Below are 17,962 nucleotides of genomic sequence, written 5' to 3' on the forward strand. Positions count from 1 at the left end.
GACCTCCCCGTGGGAATATTTATGAAAAGATGAAAGACAAGGCGCGCCGCCCCCCTTTTCATCTTTTCCCAAATATCCCGGGGTGAGGCCAAAGGCCGAGGGGCAGCGCCCCTACTTTCTGAGCAGCCCCGACAACACAAAGGCCGTCACCGAAAAGACCAAGGTCCCCACCATCAAGGGCAGCGGCGTGCCGTCAAAGGCTTGGCCCACCGGGATCGCCAAAAGCGTCGAGGCCACGGTGGAAATCGCCGCGATCAGCGACGAGGCAAAGCCCGCGATATGGCCCAGGCTCTCCATCGCCATGGCGTTCAGGTTGCCCATCGTCAGGCCCATCGTGGCAAAGCCACTGATCGTCCAGAGCATGAACAGCGCGAAGGCCGCGATGCCGCTGACCAGGCCAAAGTAGAACAGCCCCAGCGTCACCACCGTCAGCGCGACCTGAAACCCATAGGCGCGGCGCACCATCTTGCGCATCCCCAGCCGCACCACAAAGCGCGCATTGATCGCCGATCCGGTCATCGCGCACAGCGCAATCACCGTGAACCAGGCCGGAAACGTCGCCCCGCGGTCGAAATACTCACGGAAAATCCCCTCCATCGACGACAGGTTGGCGAACAGCGCCCCCGCCGTCAGGGCCTGGCAGGCGGTCGAGATCAGCGCGATCCGGTGTGTCACCAGCTCGCGCCCGGCCTGGGCCAGCTTGCCCAGCGACAGGGGGCGGCGGGCCTCGGGGGGCAGGGTCTCGACCTGACGCAGCAGGAACCAGGTGTGAACCACCAGTGAAAAGACCATGAAGATCAGGAACAATTCGCGCCAGCCCGCCACCAGGATCACGCCCTGGCCCATCAGGGGCGCCACGGCCGGAACCAGGGTGAAGACCATCATGACAAAGGACATGATCCGCGCCATTTCAGAGCCGCGATACAGGTCGCGGATCAGGGCAGAGCCCACGGCACGGGGGCCCGCGGCACCCAGGCCCATCAGGACACGGGCGGCCAGCAGGGTCTCTAGCGTGGGCGCCATGAAACAGGCGGCGGCGCCGGCGATGTAAAGCCCCGCACAGACCAACATCACGGGCTTGCGGCCAAAGCTGTCCGACAGCGGCCCGGAAATCAGCGTGCCGACCCCCATGCCGAAGATAAAGCTGGTGATGACCAATTGCGCCAGGTTCGGCGCATCGGGCGAGAGGCTGGCTGCGATCTCGGGCAGGGCGGGAAGCATCGAGTCGATGGCGATGGCCAGGACGGCAAACATCATCGCGTTCAGCGCAACGAATTCGCGTTGCGACATCAGGGGTTTGGTCATGTCAGCTGTCCTTTGCCGCAGGAGGGTCGGCCAAGGCCCCTGATGCCCAATTCCGCGCCGAAGGTCCAGAGGCGACGGCAGGGCCTTTGCTGCGCCCCGCAAAACTTCACGCCAATGTCATGCAGGCGCCTGGCCCTTAGTCAGCAGGACCCGCCGCCGCCAGTTCGTCGATCACCTGACCCCAAAGCTCGGGCGGTTGCGCGCCGGACAGGACATATTGCCCCGCCACAACAAAGGTCGGCACGGCATTGACGCCCCTTTGGCGGGCATGGGTCTCGCGCTGCAGGATTTCGGCGCGGTCGGCGTCACTGGCCAAAAGCCGGGCGATGGCGGCGCGGTCAAGGCCTGCCTCCTCGGCCAGGTCGGCCAGAACCCCAGGGTCGCCGATGTCGCGCCCCTGCACCCAATAGCCCCGCATCAGGGCTGAAACCATCGGCGTCTGCCGCCCCTCAAGCCCGGCCCAATGGATCAGACGATGGGCGTTCAGCGTGTTGGGGATGCGCTTTGGCGTGTCGGGGTCCATCTGAACCCCCGCCTTGGCCGCGATGTCACGGAACCGCTGATGGATGCCCTCAAGCTGCTCGGCCCCGAACCGGCGCGACAGGTATTCGCGCTTGTCCACGCCCGCCTCCGGCATCTCGGGGTTCAGTTGGAACGGGTGCCATTCGACCTCGAACGGGTGGCCGGCATGGGCCTCAAGGGCGCGGTCCAGATTGGCCTTGCCCAGATAGCACCAGGGACAGACGGGATCAGAGAAGATATCAAGTTTCATGGCCCAGAAATGATCCTTGCCGCATGCGGGGTCAAGAGTGCCCAAAGCCAAGGCCATGGGGCGCGTTGAAATTTGCGCGAAAACCCCCGGGCGTCAGGCCTCGCGGCGGAAGGCCAGCCAGATCAGCGCGCCGCCCGCCAGCACCAGGAAGGGCAGCATCGCCAGGTTCACCGCCTGCCAGCCGGCGATGACCGAAGAGCCCGAGCAGTTCATCAGCCCGCCCGACGACATCGAGGCCAAAGTGACCCCGCCAAAGACCAGGGCGTCGTTCATCCCCTGCATCCGGCCGCGCTCTTCGACGGTATGGGCGTTGGTCAGCATGGTCGTGGCGCCGATGAAGCCAAAGTTCCAGCCCAGGCCCAACAGGATCAGGGCCAGAAAGAAGTTCTCAAGCTGCACCCCGGCAATCGCCACCGCCCCGGCAATCGCCAGGATCACCAATCCGGTGCCCATGATCTTTTCCACGCCAAAGCGCGCGATCAGGTTGCCGGTGAAAAAGCTTGGCAGGAACATCGCCAGCACATGGGCCGCCACGACATCGGCGGCATCCGCGGTCTTGAACCCGCAGCCCACCACCGCCAGCGGCGACGAGGTCATGACCAGGTTCATCAGCGCATAGCTGACCGCCCCCACGATCACCGCCACCCGGATGCGCGGATCGGCCAGCAGTTGCCAGCGCGTCCGCCCGCCAGCTTGCCCGGTATGGGCCTGGGGCGGCGGCGCCTTCAGCAGCGCAAACAGCCAGACAAAGACCAGGTTCATCGCGATCACGGTCAGATAGGCGCCCAGGAAGGGCACGGCCATGACCTCGGCGGTCTGGCTGACGATCTCTTTGCCGGTAAAGGCCGCGACAAGTCCGCCCGCCAGCGCCCAGGAAATCACCTTGGGTCGGAAAGCGGGCGAGGCCACATCGGCGGCGGCAAAGCGGAAGAACCCCTGCGCCGACTGATAAATGCCCGAAAAGAAGGCGCCAAAGACGAACAGCGGGAACGACCCCATCGCCAGGGCCAGCGCGCAGATCGCGGCCCCCAAGGTGCCCCCCAGCGCGCCCACAAAGAACCCCGCCCGCCGCCCATGCCGCGCCATCAGCGCCGACAGCGGGTTGGCCGACACCATGGACCCCACGACCGTCGCCGTGATCGGCAAGGTGGCAAGGCAAGGGTTCGACGTCAGCATCTTGCCCGCCAGCCCTCCGATGGTGAAGATCACCGGCATCTGGGCGCCAAGGGTCGCTTGGGCCAGGATCAGGACGATCAGGTTGCGCTTGGCAAGGCGGTCATCGAAGGGGCTTGTGGTGCTTGTCATGGGCTAGGCGTAGAACGCGGTTCTGCGCGACACAAGGGGAAGTCTTGGGGGGCAGGGACAGTATCGGGGGGGGCGATGCGGCGGATCGAGACTTTGGCGGATATCGAGGAGGGCGCGGATTGGCTTGCCGCCCGCGATCCGGTCATGGCGCGGGTGCTGCAGGCGGTCGGGACCTTGCCGCTGCGCCGGCGGGCGGATGGCTTTGGCGCCGTGCTGGATGCGATCGTCGGCCAACAGGTCTCGACTGCGGCGGCGGCGGCGATCTGGGGGCGGCTGCAGGCGGCTGGCATGGTGGATGAGGCCGCGGTGGCGGGCGCCGACGAAGACCTGTTGCGCGGCCTTGGCCTGTCGCGGCCCAAGGCGCGCTATGCTTTGGCCGTGGCGCGGGCCGGGGTGGATTGGGGCGCGCTGCGCGATTTGCCCGATGGACAGGTGATCGCGCGTCTGATCGAATTGCCCGGCGTCGGGCTTTGGACGGCCGAGATCTACGCCATGTTCGCTTTGGGGCGGGCCGATGTTCTGGCCTCGGGCGATCTGGCCTTGCAGGAGGCGGCGCGGGTGGCCTACGGGCTGACGGCGCGGCCCGGGGCGCGCGACCTTGCGGCTATGGCCCAGGACTGGAGCCCCTGGCGCGCGGTTGCGGCCCGGGCGCTGTGGGCCTATTACCGCATCATCAACCAGCGTGAGGGGGTAAGATGAGCCGGACATTGCGATTTGGCCGCAGGGCTGCGGTGAACGGGGCGGCCAAAAGCCTTGTGGTTTTCGTCCATGGCTATGGGGCGGATGGCAATGACCTGCTAAGCCTCGCCGATGTGCTGGGCGAACACCTGCCCGACACCGCCTTTGTCGCCCCCGATGCGCCCGAGGCGATCCCCGGCGCGCCCTTTGGCCGGCAGTGGTTCGGCATCCCGCGGTTCGATGGCACGTCGGAGGACCGGGCGCGGGCGGGGCTTGCGGCCGCATCCGACGATCTGAACGCCTTCATCGACCAGCGCGCGGCCTATGAGGACGTGACTTCGGTGGCCGTTGTGGGCTTTTCGCAAGGCGCGATGCTGTCCTTCAACGCCCTGCCGATGCGCGCGGCGCCGGTTGCGGCCTGCGTGGCGATCTCGGGCCAGCTGTTGCATCCGCCGGGGCTTTTGCAGGCGCTGTCCAAGCCGCCCTTTTTGGTCATGCATGGCGATCAGGACGAGGTCGTCCCCTTTGCCGCCATGGCCGAGGCCTGCAACGCCCTGGTGGCGCAGGGTTTTCCGACCTTTGGCCATGTGATGAAGGGCATGGGCCACGGAATTTCCCAGGATGGGCTGGGGCAGATCCTTGGCTTTCTGCGCGAACATCTTACGGCGTAAGTGGACGGTCGTCGGGCGTAAGGTGGCCGCCTTACACTGCAAAAAGGCCCCGGTTTCCCGGGGCCTCTCGCATCAGGAATTCATCTCATAGGCGCGCTCGCCATGGACAGACAGGTCCAGGCCATTGACCTCGGTTTCATGATCGACCCGCAGCGGGGTGATCAGCGCCACAAGCCTGACCAGCCCCCAGGTCACAGCCGCAGTCCAAAGACCCACGACCGCAAGCCCGCCCAATTGCGCAGCCCAGGTCCCGGCGCCAAAGACCGCGACCATGACCGTGCCAAAGATGCCGCCGACACCATGGACGCCAAAGACATCCAGCGTGTCGTCGATTTTCCAGCGTTGCTTGACCACGATCACCGCCTCTTGGCACAGAACCCCGGCCACCGCGCCGATCACCAGCGCTTGCCAAGGCGTCACCCAGCCTGAGGCCGGCGTGATCGAGGCCAGACCCGCCACCGTCCCCGTCACCACGCCGATGGTCGACACGCGGCCGAACTTGATGCGCTCCCACAGGGCCCAGGACAGCGTGGCGGCGGCGGCCGACAGATGCGTCACCGTGATGGCCATGGCCGCCTGCCCATTGGCCGCCAAGGCTGATCCGCCGTTAAAGCCGAACCAGCCGACCCACAGCATCCCCGCGCCGATCATCACCATGCCCGGGCTATGCGGCGGCGTGGTCTTGTTGCGCCGCGGGCCAAGCGCCGCCGCCACGATCAGCGCGGCCAGGCCCGCCGTCTCATGCACCACGATGCCGCCGGCAAAATCGCGCACGCCGACCGCGCCAAACATCCCGCCATCGGCCAGAAAGCCGCCGCCCCAGATCCAATGCGCCACCGGCACATAGACCAACAGCAGCCAAAGCCCGGTGAACATCAGCGTGAAGCCAAAGCTTGCCCGTTCAACCCAGGCGCCCAGGATCAGCGCCGGGGTGATGACGGCAAAGGTCATCTGATAGGCAAAGAACAAGACCTCGGGCAGGGTGCCCTTGACCGTGTCCGCATCCAGACCCAAGAGCATGACGCGCGACAGGCCGCCGATCCAAGGGCCTTCGGTGAAGGTCAGCGAATAGCCAAGCGCCAGCCACAGCACCGACATCAGCGCCGCGATGGCGAAGGTCTGGGTAAAGACCGACAGGACATTGCGCGCCCGCACCAGGCCGCCATAGAACATGGCCAGACCCGGCAGCGTCATGAACAGCACCAGCGCGGTCGCCAGCAGGATGAAGGCCGTATCGGCCGGGTTGATCTCAGGGCTCATCGGTCCTCCGTGCGACAGGGCGGCCCTGGAACGTGCGGGCCTTGCCTTCGGCGGTTGGCGATTTTTCGGCGCCTTGGAAATGGGCATCTGCGGGAAATAGGGGGGAATAAAGCAGCGTTTTGCGGAGTGCATGAAATTTGTGCGCCTGGACGGCATGTCTGACCTTTGTGGGGCAGATTGCAAAGCGGGCGTCGGGCGTCGCTTTTGCTGAAGCACCCGGGGGGGGCGCCCGCTTGCTGAAGCACCCGGGGGGCGCCGCCCCCCGGACCCCCCGCTGGAGAGGGCTGCGCGCCCTCTCCAGACCTCTTGGCGGAATATTTGTATCAGTGCGAAAGGGGGGCGGCGACCTGCAAGCGGGGGGGCGTCAGGTCAGGGCTTGCGCCAGAAGGTGCAGCGCATGGGTGCAGGCGGCGGCGCGGACCTGGGCGCGACCCAGGGGGCCGAAGTCCACCGTTTCGGTTCGGATGCCCGCGGGAGAGGCCAGGCCAAAGCAGACCCGGCCTTCGGGTTTGAATTCCGACCCGCCCGGACCGGCGATGCCGGTGATCGAGACGGCGAGGTCGATACGGGTCAGATGGGGTTGGGCCAGATCGGTTTGGACCCGCGTGCCATAGGCCCGCGCGCCTTGCGCCATTTCGGCCGCGACCTCTTCGCTGACCGCGCCATGGGCGGCGAGCGTTGCGGGGGCGACGCCCAGCATCTGCGTCTTGGCCTGGTTGGAATAGGTCACAAAGCCGCGCTCAAAGACCGAAGAGGAGCCCGCAACATCGGTCAAAGCGACCGCCACCATGCCGCCGGTGCAGCTTTCGGCCGTGGCGATCCGCCAGCCTCGGGCGCGGGCGGCGTCAAGGATCTGGGCGGCAAGGGTCTGGGTCGCAAGCATTTGGGTCATTTCATCAGCACCAGCGGGATGTGATACAGCACCGCCAGCGCGACCGTGGCGATGCCGGCGAAAAGGCCGGCCCAAAGGTCGTCCTCCATCACGCTGGCGGGCGTGGCCTTGGCATCGGCGCGCCCGATCAGGCCGGGCTTCCAGATGTCGAACAGCCGAAACAGGGCAAAGGGGAAGACCCAGGCCGGCCAGGGCATCCAGCCATGGGACAGGATCGCGTCAAGGCCCGCGGGCCAAAGCGACGGGGGCAGGGGGAAGGCGCCGCCATTGGCCAGAAAGGCCGCGCCATTGGTCGAAAAGGCAAAGCCCGCGGCGGGGAACAGCAGGGTCAGCCACTGGCCCGCGACCTCGTCGATGACGACTTCGGAGGGGTCCTGACCGGGGGCAAGCGCCGCGCGGCAGGCCCAGAACCCCAGGGCCGTGACGGCGAGTGTCGCCGCCAAAAGCGCCCAGAACGACAGTTTGAACAGCACCATGCCAAGAAGAAGCGCGCCAAGGCTGCCCCAGGTGCCCGGCGCGGGGCGCAAAAGGCCAAGGCCGAAGAAGGTGGTCAGAAGGCGGGTCATGGCGGCTCCGGGGTTTTGGGGCAGCCTAGCCGAGCGGGCTTGCGGGGGGAAGGTCCCGGGGCGAGGCAAAGCCCGGGCTTGGGCGTTTTGTCCAGGCAGGGCCGGCATGGGCTGGGCGCGGTTCCCGACGGCAAAGCCTTGGGCACAGCCGGCGGGACGCCTTTTGCGGGGCGGCAGGGCGCAAGTTCTATACGGCGGCAGGGGGCAAGCCGCGCGGGTTCAGTCGGCGGCACCCTTTGGGGTCAAGGCTGCGATGGTGCTGCGGGGCCAAGACGTCCTCAGCCGGCCGCGCCCAGCAGCACGACCGTGGCCAGCGAGGCGATCCCCTCTTCGCGGCCGGTGAAGCCCAGCCGCTCCGAGGTCGTGGCCTTGACGCTGACGCGGGTCGCATCGACGCCCATGATCTCGGCCAGGCGGGTCTGCATCGCGCCGGCATGGGGGCCGATCTTCGGACGCTCGCAGACGATGGTCACATCGCAATTGCCCAGCCGATAGCCGCGGTCGCGTGCCATGCCGATCGCATGGGCCAGAAAGATCGCCGAATCCGCGCCTTTCCACTGCGGGTCAGAGGGCGGGAAATGCCGCCCGATGTCGCCCAAACTCAGCGCGCCATAGATCGCATCGGTCAGCGCGTGCATCGCCACATCGGCATCCGAATGGCCCAAAAGCCCGCGCCCATGCGGCACCTTGACCCCGGCAAGCCAGACGTGATCGCCCTCGCAAAAGGCATGGACGTCATAGCCATTGCCCATCCGCACATCCATATCCGTCCCCATCCCCGTCCCCAACATCGCGCGCGCCCGGGCGAAATCCGCGGCCCAGGTCAGTTTCAGATTGGCTTCCTCGCCCTCGACCATGACGACGTCAAGCCCCATGGCGCGGGCGACTTCGACATCATCGGCCGCCCCGCCAGCATGGGCGCGGTGCGCGGCCAGGATCGCGTCAAAGCGAAAGCCCTGCGGCGTCTGCGCCCGGTAAAGCCCCGAGCGGTCGCGCGTCCCCGTCACCAACCCCTGTTCGCCCGTCCACAAGGCATCCGTCACCGCAAGCGCCGGCGCGGCCCCCGGCGCCGCCTCCAGCCCCTGCAAAACCCGCCCGATCAACGCCTTGGACACCAGAGGCCGCGCGCCGTCATGGATCAGCACCCGCGTCACGCCGCGCCCGTCCAGCGCCTCCAGCGCCGCGCGGACCGAGCCCTGGCGCGAGGCGCCCCCAATCACGACCATCTCGGCCGCAAGACCCTCGGCCCGGGCGTGGTCCTCGGGATGGATCGCCAGCACCCGCGTCATGCCCGCAAAAGCCTGCAGCGCATGGGACACCACCGGCCGCCCGCCAAGGTCGCGCCATTGTTTGGGCAAGCCGCCCCCGGCGCGGGTGCCGCGTCCGGCGGCAAGGATGATGGCTGCAACTGTCATGCCCCACCCTAACGCGGGTCCCGCCCAAGGTCAAAACCCCCAAATCCGACCCTTCGCGCGTCAATCCCGACCCAAGCCAGCCGCAGAAGGCCTTGATTTTGCCGCTTGCCCTTGGTTGTCGCATAATATTTAGGCAATGCCTGATTTAAAGGCAGGAAATCGCCCGCTTTCCTTGCCTCTGGTCCCAGCCCGGCGCAGTCTGCCCCCAACCCCGAGGTTCATTTTGCACATCGCAGCCCATCCCATCGCCGCCCCCGTGCTTCTCGCCCCCATGGCGGGGATCACCGACTTGCCCTTTCGCCGGGTGGTGGCGGGCTTTGGCGCGGGGCTGGTGGTCAGCGAAATGGTGGCCAGTGAAGAGGTGATGCGCGATCACCCCGAAATGAAGGCGCGCGCCGAACTGGGCGATCACGGCTTGGCGGCCATTCAGCTGATCGGGCGTGAGCCGCATTGGATGGCCGAAGCCGCCCGCATGGTCGAAGCGAATGGCGCGCAGATCATCGACATCAACATGGGCTGCCCGGCCAAACGGGTGACGACGGGGGCTTGCGGGTCGGCGCTGCTGAAGGACCTGTCGCAGGCCATGGCGATCATTCAGGCGGTGGTGGAGGCGGTCAAGGTCCCCGTGACGCTGAAGACGCGGCTGGGCTGGGATGATGACAGCCTGAACGCCCATGAGCTTGCGGCCAAGGCCGAGGGGGCAGGGGTCGCCATGGTGACGATCCATGGCCGGACGCGCTGTCAGTTCTACAAGGGGCACGCCGATTGGGCGCGGATTGCGCGCGTCAAACAGGCGGTTGCGGTGCCGGTGATTGCCAATGGCGATATCCTGACGCCCGCCGACGCCGCCGAGGCGCTGCGGCAATCGGGCGCCGATGGGGTGATGGTCGGGCGCGGGGCGCAGGGCGCGCCTTGGGTGCTGGCGCAAATCTCGGCCGTTCTGCATGGCACGCCCGCGCCCAATGTCCCGCGTGGGGCTGCGCTGGCCGATCTGGTCATCGCGCATTACGAGGCGATGTTGGGCTTTTACGGCACCGAACTGGGTCAACGTTGCGCGCGCAAACATCTTGGCTGGTATCTGGAAGCCGCGGGCCTGCCCCATCACCGCGAAGAGATCCTGACCCTGGCGTCAGCCGCCCAGGTCATCCCCCGCCTGCACGCCGTATTCACCGAGGAGGCCGCATGAGCGACCAGATCTTCGCCTCGCTGCCGATGCCCGCGCTGTTGGTGGGCCCCGACGACCGGATCATCGACGCCAATTCGGCGGCGGAAACCTTTCTGAACGCCTCGGCCAAAATGCTGATCGGCCACAGGCTTGCGGAAAAGCTGTTTGTCGACAATGACATCGCGCCGTCTTTGGCGCGGGCGCGCAGCAATCAGGCCGATGTGAACATCAACGAGGCCCAGGTTTCGACCCATGAACGCGGCACGGTCCAGGCGCAAATCCAGATCGCGCCGATCCATGACACCGGGATGCTGCTTTTGATGATCAGCCCGCGCATCATGGCCGACCGGATCGGGCGGGCGCGCAATGCCTCCTCTGCCGCGAAATCGGCCATCGGCATGGCGGAAATGCTGGCCCATGAGATCAAGAACCCGCTTGCCGGGATTTCCGGTGCGGCACAGCTGGTGGCGATGAACCTGAGCGCGGAGGACCGCGAGCTGACCGACCTGATCGTCGAGGAAACCCGCCGCATCGTCAAACTGCTGGAACAGGTCGAACAATTCGGCAATGTCCGCCCGCCCGAATGTCGCGCCGTCAACATCCACGACGCGCTGGACCGCGCCCGCAGGTCCGCGCAGATGGGCTATGCCAGCCACATGATGATCGTCGAGGATTACGACCCCTCGTTGCCTGCGACCTGGGCCGATGCCGATCAGCTGATGCAGGTGTTTTTGAACCTGATCAAGAACGCCGCCGAGGCCTCACGCGACCGGCGCGGCGTGATCCGGTTGCACACCTTCTATGACCTTTCCCTGCGCCTGCGCCGCCGCGATGGCACCGGGGCCAGCCTGCCGCTGCAGGTGGAAATCATCGACGACGGCCCCGGCATCCCGCCCGACATCGCCGCCGACATCTTCGAGCCCTTTGTTTCGGGGCGCGAGAATGGCACGGGGCTTGGCCTCGCGCTGGTCTCGAAAATCATCACCGACCATGGCGGGCTGATCGGGGTCGAATCTGTCCCCGGCAAGACGGTGTTTCGCATTTCTCTGCCCATGGCGCCCAAAGATAAAAAGGAGTTGTAAATGGATGGCACGGTTCTGGTCGCAGATGACGACCGCACGATCCGCACGGTTCTGACCCAGGCCCTGACGCGGGCGGGGTGCAAGGTCCATGCCACCTCCTCCTTGATGACGCTGATGCGCTGGGTCGAAGAGGGCAAGGGCGACCTTGTGATTTCCGATGTCATCATGCCGGATGGCAACGGGCTGGAGGCGCTGCCGCGCATCAGCCGCATCCGCCCGGGCCTGCCGGTCATCGTGATTTCGGCGCAGAACACGATCATGACGGCGATCCAGGCGGCCGAGGCCGAGGCGTTCGATTACCTGCCCAAGCCCTTTGACCTGCCCGATCTGATGAAACGCTCGGCGCGCGCGCTGGATTCGAAACGGCGGGCGGCGGCGGCGGTGGTCAACCCCCCGCGGGAACCCGGCGATGACCTGCCCTTGGTCGGTCGGACGGCTGCGATGCAGGCGCTGTATCGCTTGGTTGCCAAGGTGATGAACACCGACCTTCCCGTGCTGATCACCGGCGAATCGGGCACCGGGAAAAGCCTGATTGCGAAGGCGATCCACGATTTCAGCGACCGCCGGTCCCAGCCCTTTGTCGTGGCGCAGGCCGCAGACCTCGGCGGCGTCGACGGCATCGCGCAACTGGTGGCCAAGGCCAAGGGCGGCACTTTGCTGATCGACGAGGTCGCCGATTTCGACGAAGACGGCCAGTCGCGCCTTGTCCGGATGCTGGATGTGGCCGATGACCATGCGCCGCGGATTTTGGCGACCTCGCAGGCCGATCTGGCCGCCAAGGTCGAGGAAGGCCGCCTGCGCAAGGACCTGTTTTACCGTCTGGGAGGGGTCAGTTTCAACGTCCCCCCCCTGCGTGAACGGGTCGAGGATATCCCGCTTTTGACCGACCATTTCCTGACCAAGGCCGAACGCGAACTGGGCGCCGTGCGCAGGCTTTCGCCCGAAGCGCGGGCGATTTTGCGCGCCTTCCCCTGGCCCGGCAATGTCCGCCAGCTGGAAAATGTGCTGAAACGCCTGCTGGTGACGTCTTCCGAGCCTGACATTTCGGCGGCCGAGCTTGAGGCCACCTTGGGTGGCCCGCAGCCCACCGAACCTGCGCGGGCGGGGGCTGTGGAAAACGAGAAACTCAGCCAATCCGTGGCCCGTCACCTCAAGCGTTATTTCGATCTGCACAATGGCCAACTGCCGCCGCCCGGCGTCTATGACCGCGTCTTGCGCGAAATCGAGATGCCCTTGATCGAGATTGCCTTGGATGCCACCGCGGGCAACCAAGCCAAATGTGCCGACCTTTTGGGGATCAACCGCAATACCTTGCGCAAGAAGATCACCGATCTCGATATCCGCGTGACACGGCGGCGCAAGCTGATGTAATCTCGCAACAGGACGCGGCAAAGCGGTGACGTCACCGGAATGCCGCGCCCTGTGACAAAGGGGCCGCAGCGCCCTGCGGGAGGCGCATTGAGGAACAGGGCGGAAAGCCGGTGGTTGACGCGCCTGTCGCGACTGCGGCGGCAAAAGCAGATGCAGTCCGCGGCGACGCTGGGGCTTGTGCTTTTGGGGCCCGCGCTGGCGGTTGCGACCTTTCTGACGCTGGGGCCTTTGAACCTTGGGGCTTCGTCGAACGCGCTGCGTTTGGTGCTGCTGGCGGACTTGGTTTACGTGCTGGTCATCGCCACGATGGTGCTGCGGCGGATCATTCAGATCGTGGCCGATCGCCGCTCTGCCTCGGCGGGCTCGCGGCTGCATCTGCGGCTGACGCTGGTGTTTGCGACCGTCGCGCTGGTGCCGACCGTGCTGGTCGCGGTCTTTGGCGTCTTGACGGTGAACATCGGGCTGGAGGGCTGGTTTTCCGACCGCGTGCGTGGCGTGATCGGCGCAAGTCTGGATGCGGCCCAAGCCTATGAGGCCGAACAGACCGCCAATTTGCAGGCCGATGCCGAGGCGCTGGTGGGGCTTCTGGTTCAGGCGCATGAGGCCAATGGCCTGCTGCAGGACGGCGACATCCGCGCCATTCTGGTTCAGGGCCAGGGGCAGATCCAGCGCGGGTTAAAGGAAGCCTATCTGGTCTCGGCAAACGGCGAAATGAAGTTGCGGGGCGACAAGTCCTATCTCTTTGATTTCGAAGCGCCTTCCCTGGCTCAGGTCGCCCAGGCCGAGGCCGGCGAAGTCGTCATGATCCCCGATTGGCCGAATTCGGAACTGCGCGCCCTTGTTGATCTGCCGGGCTATCCGGACCGGCTTTTGTATGTCTCGCGTCGGGTTGACGGGCGAATCCTGGGGCTTTTGGACGAGACGCAGGCCACGGCGACCCTGTATCAGCAACTGGAGGCCGAACGAGGCAAGATCCTGTTCAACTTCGGCCTGTTATACCTTGGTTTTGCAGTGATTTTGATCGTGGCCTCGGTCTGGGGCGGGCTGTGGTTTGCCGAAAGGCTCTCGCGTCCCGTGGGGCGTCTGGCGGGGGCGGCGCAGCGGGTCGGCGGCGGCGATCTGGACGTGCAGGTCCCCGAGGACGAGGGCGACGACGAAATCGCCATGCTGGGGCGGTTGTTCAACCAGATGACGCGGCAGCTGCGCGGTCAGCGGCGCGACCTGGTGCAGGCCCATGCCGAAACCGAGGGGCGGCGGCGGCTGTTTGACAGCGTTTTGTCCAATGTGACGGCGGGGGTGATCGGTCTGGATGCGGAGGGCCGTGTGGACGTCATCAACCGCGCGGGCCTGCGGCTTTTGGATGTGACCGAGGCGCCGGGTCGCGCGCTTGGCGAGATTGCACCGGAGTTCGTCAATCTTTTCCAGCGTTTGCAAGGCGATCTTGGTGTGGCTGTCCAAGACGAGGTCCGCCTTTCGCGCCGGGGTCGGTTGGAAAGCCTTTTGGTCCGCATGTCCGAACGTCAGGGCGAGACGGGCGCGGTTGAAGGCTATGTCGTGGCCTTTGACGATGTGACCGATCTTGTGTCGGCGCAGCGTATGGCGGCCTGGGGTGATGTCGCCCGCCGCATCGCGCATGAGATCAAGAACCCGCTGACGCCGATCCAGCTTTCGGCCGAACGCATAAGGCGCAAGTTCAGGACCCAGGTGCAAGACCCTGATGATCTTGAACAATTGGCCGATGTGATCATCCGCCAGACCAACGACCTGCGCCGGATCGTCGATGAATTCTCGAAATTCGCGCGGATGCCCGAGCCGGATCGTCGCGAAACCGACCTGACGGCTTTGGTCAAGGCGGCGGTCATGCTGCAGGAAAACGGCCTGCCGGGGGTTAGTTTCACCAAGGACCTGCCGCAGAGCCCTGACATGATCGAGATTGACGCGACGATGATCGGTCAGGCGCTGACGAACTTGATCAAGAACGCCGGGGAAGCGCTTGATGAGCAACGCGAAAAGACGCCGGGCATGGCTCCGGAAATACGCGTCAGCCTGAAGGTCAGCGACACCCATTCCACCATCCGCATCGAGGACAACGGCCCAGGCCTGCCGCCCGACCGCGCGCGCCTGTTTGAACCTTACGTGACGACCAAGGAAAAGGGCACCGGTCTTGGCCTGCCCATCGTGAAAAAGATCATCGAGGAACACGGCGGGACCCTGGTCCTGACCGATGCACCGGTTTTTGACGGCGGGACCCATGCCGGGGCCCTGGCCGAGATCCGTTTGCCGCGCGCCACGCGGGGACGGCGTTTGAATTTAGGAGGAGCCGCATGAGTATTCTGATCGTCGACGACGAAAAGGACATCCGCGAATTGATCGCGGACATTCTGAAGGACGAGGGCTATGCCGTTCGTATGGCAGGAAATTCCGACGATTGCATGACGCAGGTCAATGCCGAACCGCCCAGCCTGATGATCCTTGATATCTGGTTGAAGGACAGCCGGATGGACGGCATCGACATCCTGAAATCGGTCAAACGTGACAACCCAGACATCCCGGTCGTCATCATCTCGGGCCATGGCAACATCGAAATCGCTGTGGCGGCGATCAAGCAGGGCGCTTACGATTTCATCGAAAAGCCCTTCAACATCGACCAGCTGATGGTCGTGGTTTCCCGCGCGATGGAGACGGCGAAACTGCGCCGGGAAAACGCCGATCTGCGGCGGCGCGAGGTGACGGCCTCAGAGATGATTGGATCAAGTCCGTCCTTCAAGGTCTTGAAATCGAACCTGGAAAAGGTGACGAAATCCAACGCGCGTGTCATGCTGGCGGGGCCTGCGGGATCGGGCAAGGAACTGGCCGCGCGTCAGATCCATGCCGGGTCGAACCGGGCTGCCGCGCCCTTTGTTTCGGTCTCTTCGGCCTCTGTCGAACCCGAACGGATGGAGGAGGTGCTTTTCGGCCGCGAAACCTCGGATCGTGGTGTGGAAAAGGGGCTGTTGGAACAGGCCCATGGCGGCGTCGTCTATTTCGACGAAGTGGCCGATATGCCCTTGGGAACGCAGTCGAAAATCCTGCGCGTCCTGACCGAAAGCCAGTTCACCCGGGTGGGCGGCTCTGACAAGGTGCGCGTCGATCTGCGGGTCATCTCCTCCACCTCACGCGATTTGCGCGCCGAAATTGCCGCCGGGCGCTTTCGCCAAGAGCTTTACGACCGGCTGAACGTGGTCCCGATCCAGGTCCCTTCGCTGGAGGAGCGCCGCGAGGATATCCCTGAGCTGACCGCGCATTTCATCGACCATTTCCACCGCACGCAGGGCCTGCCGCTGCGTCGCCTGACCACCGAGGCCGAGGCCGTGTTGCAGACCATGGCCTGGCCCGGCAACATCCGCCAACTGCGCAACATCATCGAACGCGTCCTGATCCTGGGCGATGGCGCGGGCCCCGTCGAGGCGCGCGAACTGCCGCAGCCCGAACCCCAGGCCGATTCTGGCGCGCGGATGGTGCTGGGAGGCGCAATGGCGACGCTGCCCCTGCGTGAGGCGCGCGAGGTTTTTGAGCGCGAATATCTGCTGACCCAGATCAACCGCTTTGGCGGCAACATCAGCCGCACCGCCGGTTTCGTCGGCATGGAGCGTTCGGCGCTGCACCGCAAGCTGAAGTCCCTGGGTGTGGTATCCTCGTCCAAGGGCGCAGATGATGAGTAAATAGGGCTGGAATCTCCGACTATACCGCAGCATAGTGACCCCGGGTGCGCCCGCGACAGGGACAAAACTGACCCGCCACGAGAAAAACAAGGGCTATAACATGGCTGGCGATAAACAAAACTTGCAGGACGCTTTCCTGAACCATGTCCGCAAGGCCAAGGTTCCGGTGACGATTTTCCTGATCAACGGGGTCAAGCTGCAAGGCGTGATCACCTGGTTCGACAACTTCTGCGTTTTGCTCCGCCGTGATGGGCAAAGCCAATTGGTCTATAAACACGCGATTTCGACCATCATGCCGGGCGGGCCCATCGCTTTGTATGAAGGCGAAGAGTGAGCGACGACCTGACCGAAGAAGACATCTTCGCCGAGGACCTTTGGGCGGAACGCCACAAACGGCGTGGGCACGAGACGGCGGACAAGCCGACCCGGGCCTATGTTCTGCATCCCGATGTCAAGACGACCAAAAAGCGTCGCCTGGCCGAACATGGCCTGGCCGAGGCCGTGTCGTTGGCCCGCGCTTTGCCGGGGCTGGAGGTCGTGGGGGCCGAGGTTGTGCGCCTGTCCAAGGTCCATCCCGGGATGCTGTTTGGCACCGGCAAGATCGAAGAGATCAAGGGTCGGATCAAGGACCACGAGGTCGATTTGGTGCTGGTCGATGGCACCGTGGGCCCGGTGCAACAGCGCAACCTGGAAAAGGAATGGGGCATCAAGCTTCTGGACCGGACCGGGCTGATCCTGGAGATCTTCGCCGACCGCGCCCGCACGCGTGAGGGCGTGTTGCAGGTGGAACTTGCCGCGCTGACCTATCAACGAAGCCGCCTTGTCCGCGCTTGGACCCACCTGGAACGCCAGCGTGGCGGTTTCGGTTTCGTGGGCGGCCCCGGCGAGACGCAGATCGAAAGCGACCGCCGCGCCATCGACGAACAGGTGGTCAAACTGAAGCGTCAGCTGGACACCGTCAGTCGTCGTCGGGAACTGCAAAGGGCAGGGCGGCGCAAGGTGCCTTTCCCGATCGTGGCCTTGGCGGGCTATACCAACGCCGGAAAATCCACGCTGTTCAACCGGATGACCGGGGCAGAGGTGCTGGCGAAAGACATGCTTTTCGCCACTTTGGACCCGACGATGCGCGGCCTTGAACTCCCCTCGGGTCAAAAGGTGATCCTGTCCGATACCGTGGGCTTCATCTCGGACCTGCCGACGCAGCTGGTGGCGGCCTTTCGTGCGACCTTGGAAGAGGTTCTGGAAGCCGATCTGATCCTGCATGTCCGCGATATCTCGCATCCCGAGACCGCCGAACAGGCCGCCGATGTGGCCGATATCCTGACCTCTTTGGGTGTGACGGCTGCGACGCCGCAGTATGAGGTCTGGAACAAGCTGGACCTTGTCACCCCCGAGGCCCGCGCCTCTTTGGAGTTGGCCCAAAGCGGCCGCACGGGCGTCTTTGCGCTGTCGGCCATCACCGGAGAGGGCATCCCCGCGCTTCTGGAGGCGATTTCCACCGCCTTGTCGGATGCGCGCACCGAAGCGCTGCTGGAGATCCCCTTTGCCCAGGGTCGCCAACATGCCTGGCTGCATGGCAAGGGTCTGGTCCGCTCCGAGACCCAGACCGAGGACGGCTGGCACCTGACCGTCGAATGGACCGAACGCCAGGCGGGCGAGTTCCAGCGCCTTTGACCCCAAGCGCGCTGGCTTCACCTGCGAAGGCCTGACACCACCCCCCGCCCTCGGCGGGGGGTTTCATTTGATCAAAACTCTGGCGCGGATTTCGGGCCTCTGCTA

The 17,962-nt window shown here is 65.3% G+C and carries 16 protein-coding genes; 9 read left to right on the top strand and 7 right to left on the bottom strand.

The features are described 5' to 3' along the window. Positions 1–111: 111 nt before the first annotated feature. The 3 genes from NX862_RS11495 to NX862_RS11505 form a co-directional block, all read right to left on the bottom strand. Positions 112–1,305, bottom strand: a complete 1,194-nt coding sequence (locus NX862_RS11495; RefSeq protein ID WP_264494055.1) for a multidrug effflux MFS transporter — start codon at positions 1,303–1,305, stop codon at positions 112–114. A 136-nt stretch (positions 1,306–1,441) separates the two neighbouring features. Further along, the gene (locus tag NX862_RS11500) at positions 1,442–2,077 is read right to left on the bottom strand and encodes a DsbA family oxidoreductase (protein ID WP_264494056.1); all 636 of its coding nucleotides are present in this window, start codon (positions 2,075–2,077) and stop codon (positions 1,442–1,444) included. A gap of 93 nt (positions 2,078–2,170) precedes the next feature. Next, positions 2,171–3,382 (bottom strand): MFS transporter, encoded by a 1,212-nt coding sequence (locus NX862_RS11505; protein ID WP_264494057.1) that lies wholly within the window; start codon positions 3,380–3,382, stop codon positions 2,171–2,173. Between the two features lie 75 nt (positions 3,383–3,457). Between NX862_RS11505 and NX862_RS11510 the strand changes: the two genes are divergently transcribed. Then, entirely contained in the window at positions 3,458–4,081 is a 624-nt protein-coding gene (locus NX862_RS11510; protein ID WP_264494058.1) for a DNA-3-methyladenine glycosylase family protein, read from the top strand. Continuing rightward, positions 4,078–4,731, top strand: coding sequence for an alpha/beta hydrolase (locus NX862_RS11515; protein ID WP_264494059.1), 654 nt, complete (start codon positions 4,078–4,080; stop codon positions 4,729–4,731). The genes NX862_RS11510 and NX862_RS11515 overlap by 4 nt, the downstream gene beginning before the upstream one ends. A gap of 72 nt (positions 4,732–4,803) precedes the next feature. Here the strand turns inward: NX862_RS11515 and NX862_RS11520 are convergent, their stop codons facing one another. The 4 genes from NX862_RS11520 to NX862_RS11535 all read right to left on the bottom strand — a co-directional run bounded on the left by NX862_RS11520 (position 4,804) and on the right by NX862_RS11535 (position 8,864). After that, on the bottom strand, positions 4,804–5,979 hold the full coding sequence (locus NX862_RS11520; protein WP_264494308.1) for an ammonium transporter: 1,176 nt from the start codon (positions 5,977–5,979) through the stop codon (positions 4,804–4,806). 376 nt (positions 5,980–6,355) lie between these two features. After that, complete coding sequence (locus NX862_RS11525; RefSeq protein ID WP_264494060.1) at positions 6,356–6,883, bottom strand: CinA family protein; 528 nt, start codon at positions 6,881–6,883, stop codon at positions 6,356–6,358. After that, positions 6,880–7,449: a phosphatidylglycerophosphatase A family protein gene (locus NX862_RS11530; protein WP_264494061.1), complete on the bottom strand. Its 570-nt coding sequence runs from the start codon at positions 7,447–7,449 to the stop codon at positions 6,880–6,882. Before NX862_RS11530 ends, NX862_RS11525 begins: the two co-directional genes overlap by 4 nt. A gap of 278 nt (positions 7,450–7,727) precedes the next feature. After that, the gene (locus tag NX862_RS11535) at positions 7,728–8,864 is read right to left on the bottom strand and encodes a bifunctional 2-C-methyl-D-erythritol 4-phosphate cytidylyltransferase/2-C-methyl-D-erythritol 2,4-cyclodiphosphate synthase (protein WP_264494062.1); all 1,137 of its coding nucleotides are present in this window, start codon (positions 8,862–8,864) and stop codon (positions 7,728–7,730) included. Between the two features lie 256 nt (positions 8,865–9,120). Between NX862_RS11535 and dusB the strand changes: the two genes are divergently transcribed. The 7 genes from dusB to hflX all read left to right on the top strand — a co-directional run bounded on the left by dusB (position 9,121) and on the right by hflX (position 17,857). After that, positions 9,121–10,050, top strand: a complete 930-nt coding sequence (gene dusB / locus NX862_RS11540; RefSeq protein WP_264494063.1) for a tRNA dihydrouridine synthase DusB — start codon at positions 9,121–9,123, stop codon at positions 10,048–10,050. Further along, on the top strand, positions 10,047–11,111 hold the full coding sequence (locus NX862_RS11545) for a two-component system sensor histidine kinase NtrB (RefSeq protein WP_264494064.1): 1,065 nt from the start codon (positions 10,047–10,049) through the stop codon (positions 11,109–11,111). The genes dusB and NX862_RS11545 overlap by 4 nt, the downstream gene beginning before the upstream one ends. After that, positions 11,112–12,482 (top strand): response regulator, encoded by a 1,371-nt coding sequence (locus tag NX862_RS11550; protein WP_264494065.1) that lies wholly within the window; start codon positions 11,112–11,114, stop codon positions 12,480–12,482. It begins immediately after the preceding gene. Between the two features lie 87 nt (positions 12,483–12,569). Continuing rightward, positions 12,570–14,810: a sensor histidine kinase NtrY-like gene (locus NX862_RS11555; protein ID WP_413694558.1), complete on the top strand. Its 2,241-nt coding sequence runs from the start codon at positions 12,570–12,572 to the stop codon at positions 14,808–14,810. Next, positions 14,807–16,183 carry a nitrogen assimilation response regulator NtrX gene (ntrX, locus tag NX862_RS11560; RefSeq protein WP_264494066.1) on the top strand — a complete coding sequence of 459 codons (1,377 nt, stop codon included), beginning with the start codon at positions 14,807–14,809 and terminating at the stop codon, positions 16,181–16,183. The genes NX862_RS11555 and ntrX overlap by 4 nt, the downstream gene beginning before the upstream one ends. A gap of 100 nt (positions 16,184–16,283) precedes the next feature. Beyond that, a complete protein-coding gene (gene hfq, locus NX862_RS11565) occupies positions 16,284–16,517 on the top strand; it encodes an RNA chaperone Hfq (RefSeq protein ID WP_264494067.1) in 234 nt (77 codons plus the stop codon). Positions 16,518–16,540: 23 nt separating this feature from the next. After that, complete coding sequence (gene hflX / locus NX862_RS11570) at positions 16,541–17,857, top strand: GTPase HflX (protein ID WP_264494310.1); 1,317 nt, start codon at positions 16,541–16,543, stop codon at positions 17,855–17,857. Positions 17,858–17,962: the final 105 nt, after the last annotated feature.

It is taken from the genome of Stagnihabitans lacustris, assembly GCF_025950525.1.
Lineage (GTDB): Bacteria > Pseudomonadota > Alphaproteobacteria > Rhodobacterales > Rhodobacteraceae > Stagnihabitans.

Bases quoted from the DNA above. Each gene is read 5' to 3' on its own strand.
- NX862_RS11525 (WP_264494060.1), bottom strand. From the start codon at position 6,883: ATGACCCAAATGCTTGCGACCCAGACCCTTGCCGCCCAGATCCTTGAC.
- hfq (WP_264494067.1), top strand. From the start codon at position 16,284: ATGGCTGGCGATAAACAAAACTTGCAGGACGCTTTCCTGAACCATGTC.
- NX862_RS11535 (WP_264494062.1), bottom strand. From the start codon at position 8,864: ATGACAGTTGCAGCCATCATCCTTGCCGCCGGACGCGGCACCCGCGCC.
- NX862_RS11510 (WP_264494058.1), top strand. From the start codon at position 3,458: ATGCGGCGGATCGAGACTTTGGCGGATATCGAGGAGGGCGCGGATTGG.
- NX862_RS11495 (WP_264494055.1), bottom strand. From the start codon at position 1,305: ATGACCAAACCCCTGATGTCGCAACGCGAATTCGTTGCGCTGAACGCG.
- ntrX (WP_264494066.1), top strand. From the start codon at position 14,807: ATGAGTATTCTGATCGTCGACGACGAAAAGGACATCCGCGAATTGATC.
- NX862_RS11505 (WP_264494057.1), bottom strand. From the start codon at position 3,382: ATGACAAGCACCACAAGCCCCTTCGATGACCGCCTTGCCAAGCGCAAC.
- NX862_RS11545 (WP_264494064.1), top strand. From the start codon at position 10,047: ATGAGCGACCAGATCTTCGCCTCGCTGCCGATGCCCGCGCTGTTGGTG.
- NX862_RS11530 (WP_264494061.1), bottom strand. From the start codon at position 7,449: ATGACCCGCCTTCTGACCACCTTCTTCGGCCTTGGCCTTTTGCGCCCC.
- NX862_RS11550 (WP_264494065.1), top strand. From the start codon at position 11,112: ATGGATGGCACGGTTCTGGTCGCAGATGACGACCGCACGATCCGCACG.
- NX862_RS11515 (WP_264494059.1), top strand. From the start codon at position 4,078: ATGAGCCGGACATTGCGATTTGGCCGCAGGGCTGCGGTGAACGGGGCG.
- NX862_RS11500 (WP_264494056.1), bottom strand. From the start codon at position 2,077: ATGAAACTTGATATCTTCTCTGATCCCGTCTGTCCCTGGTGCTATCTG.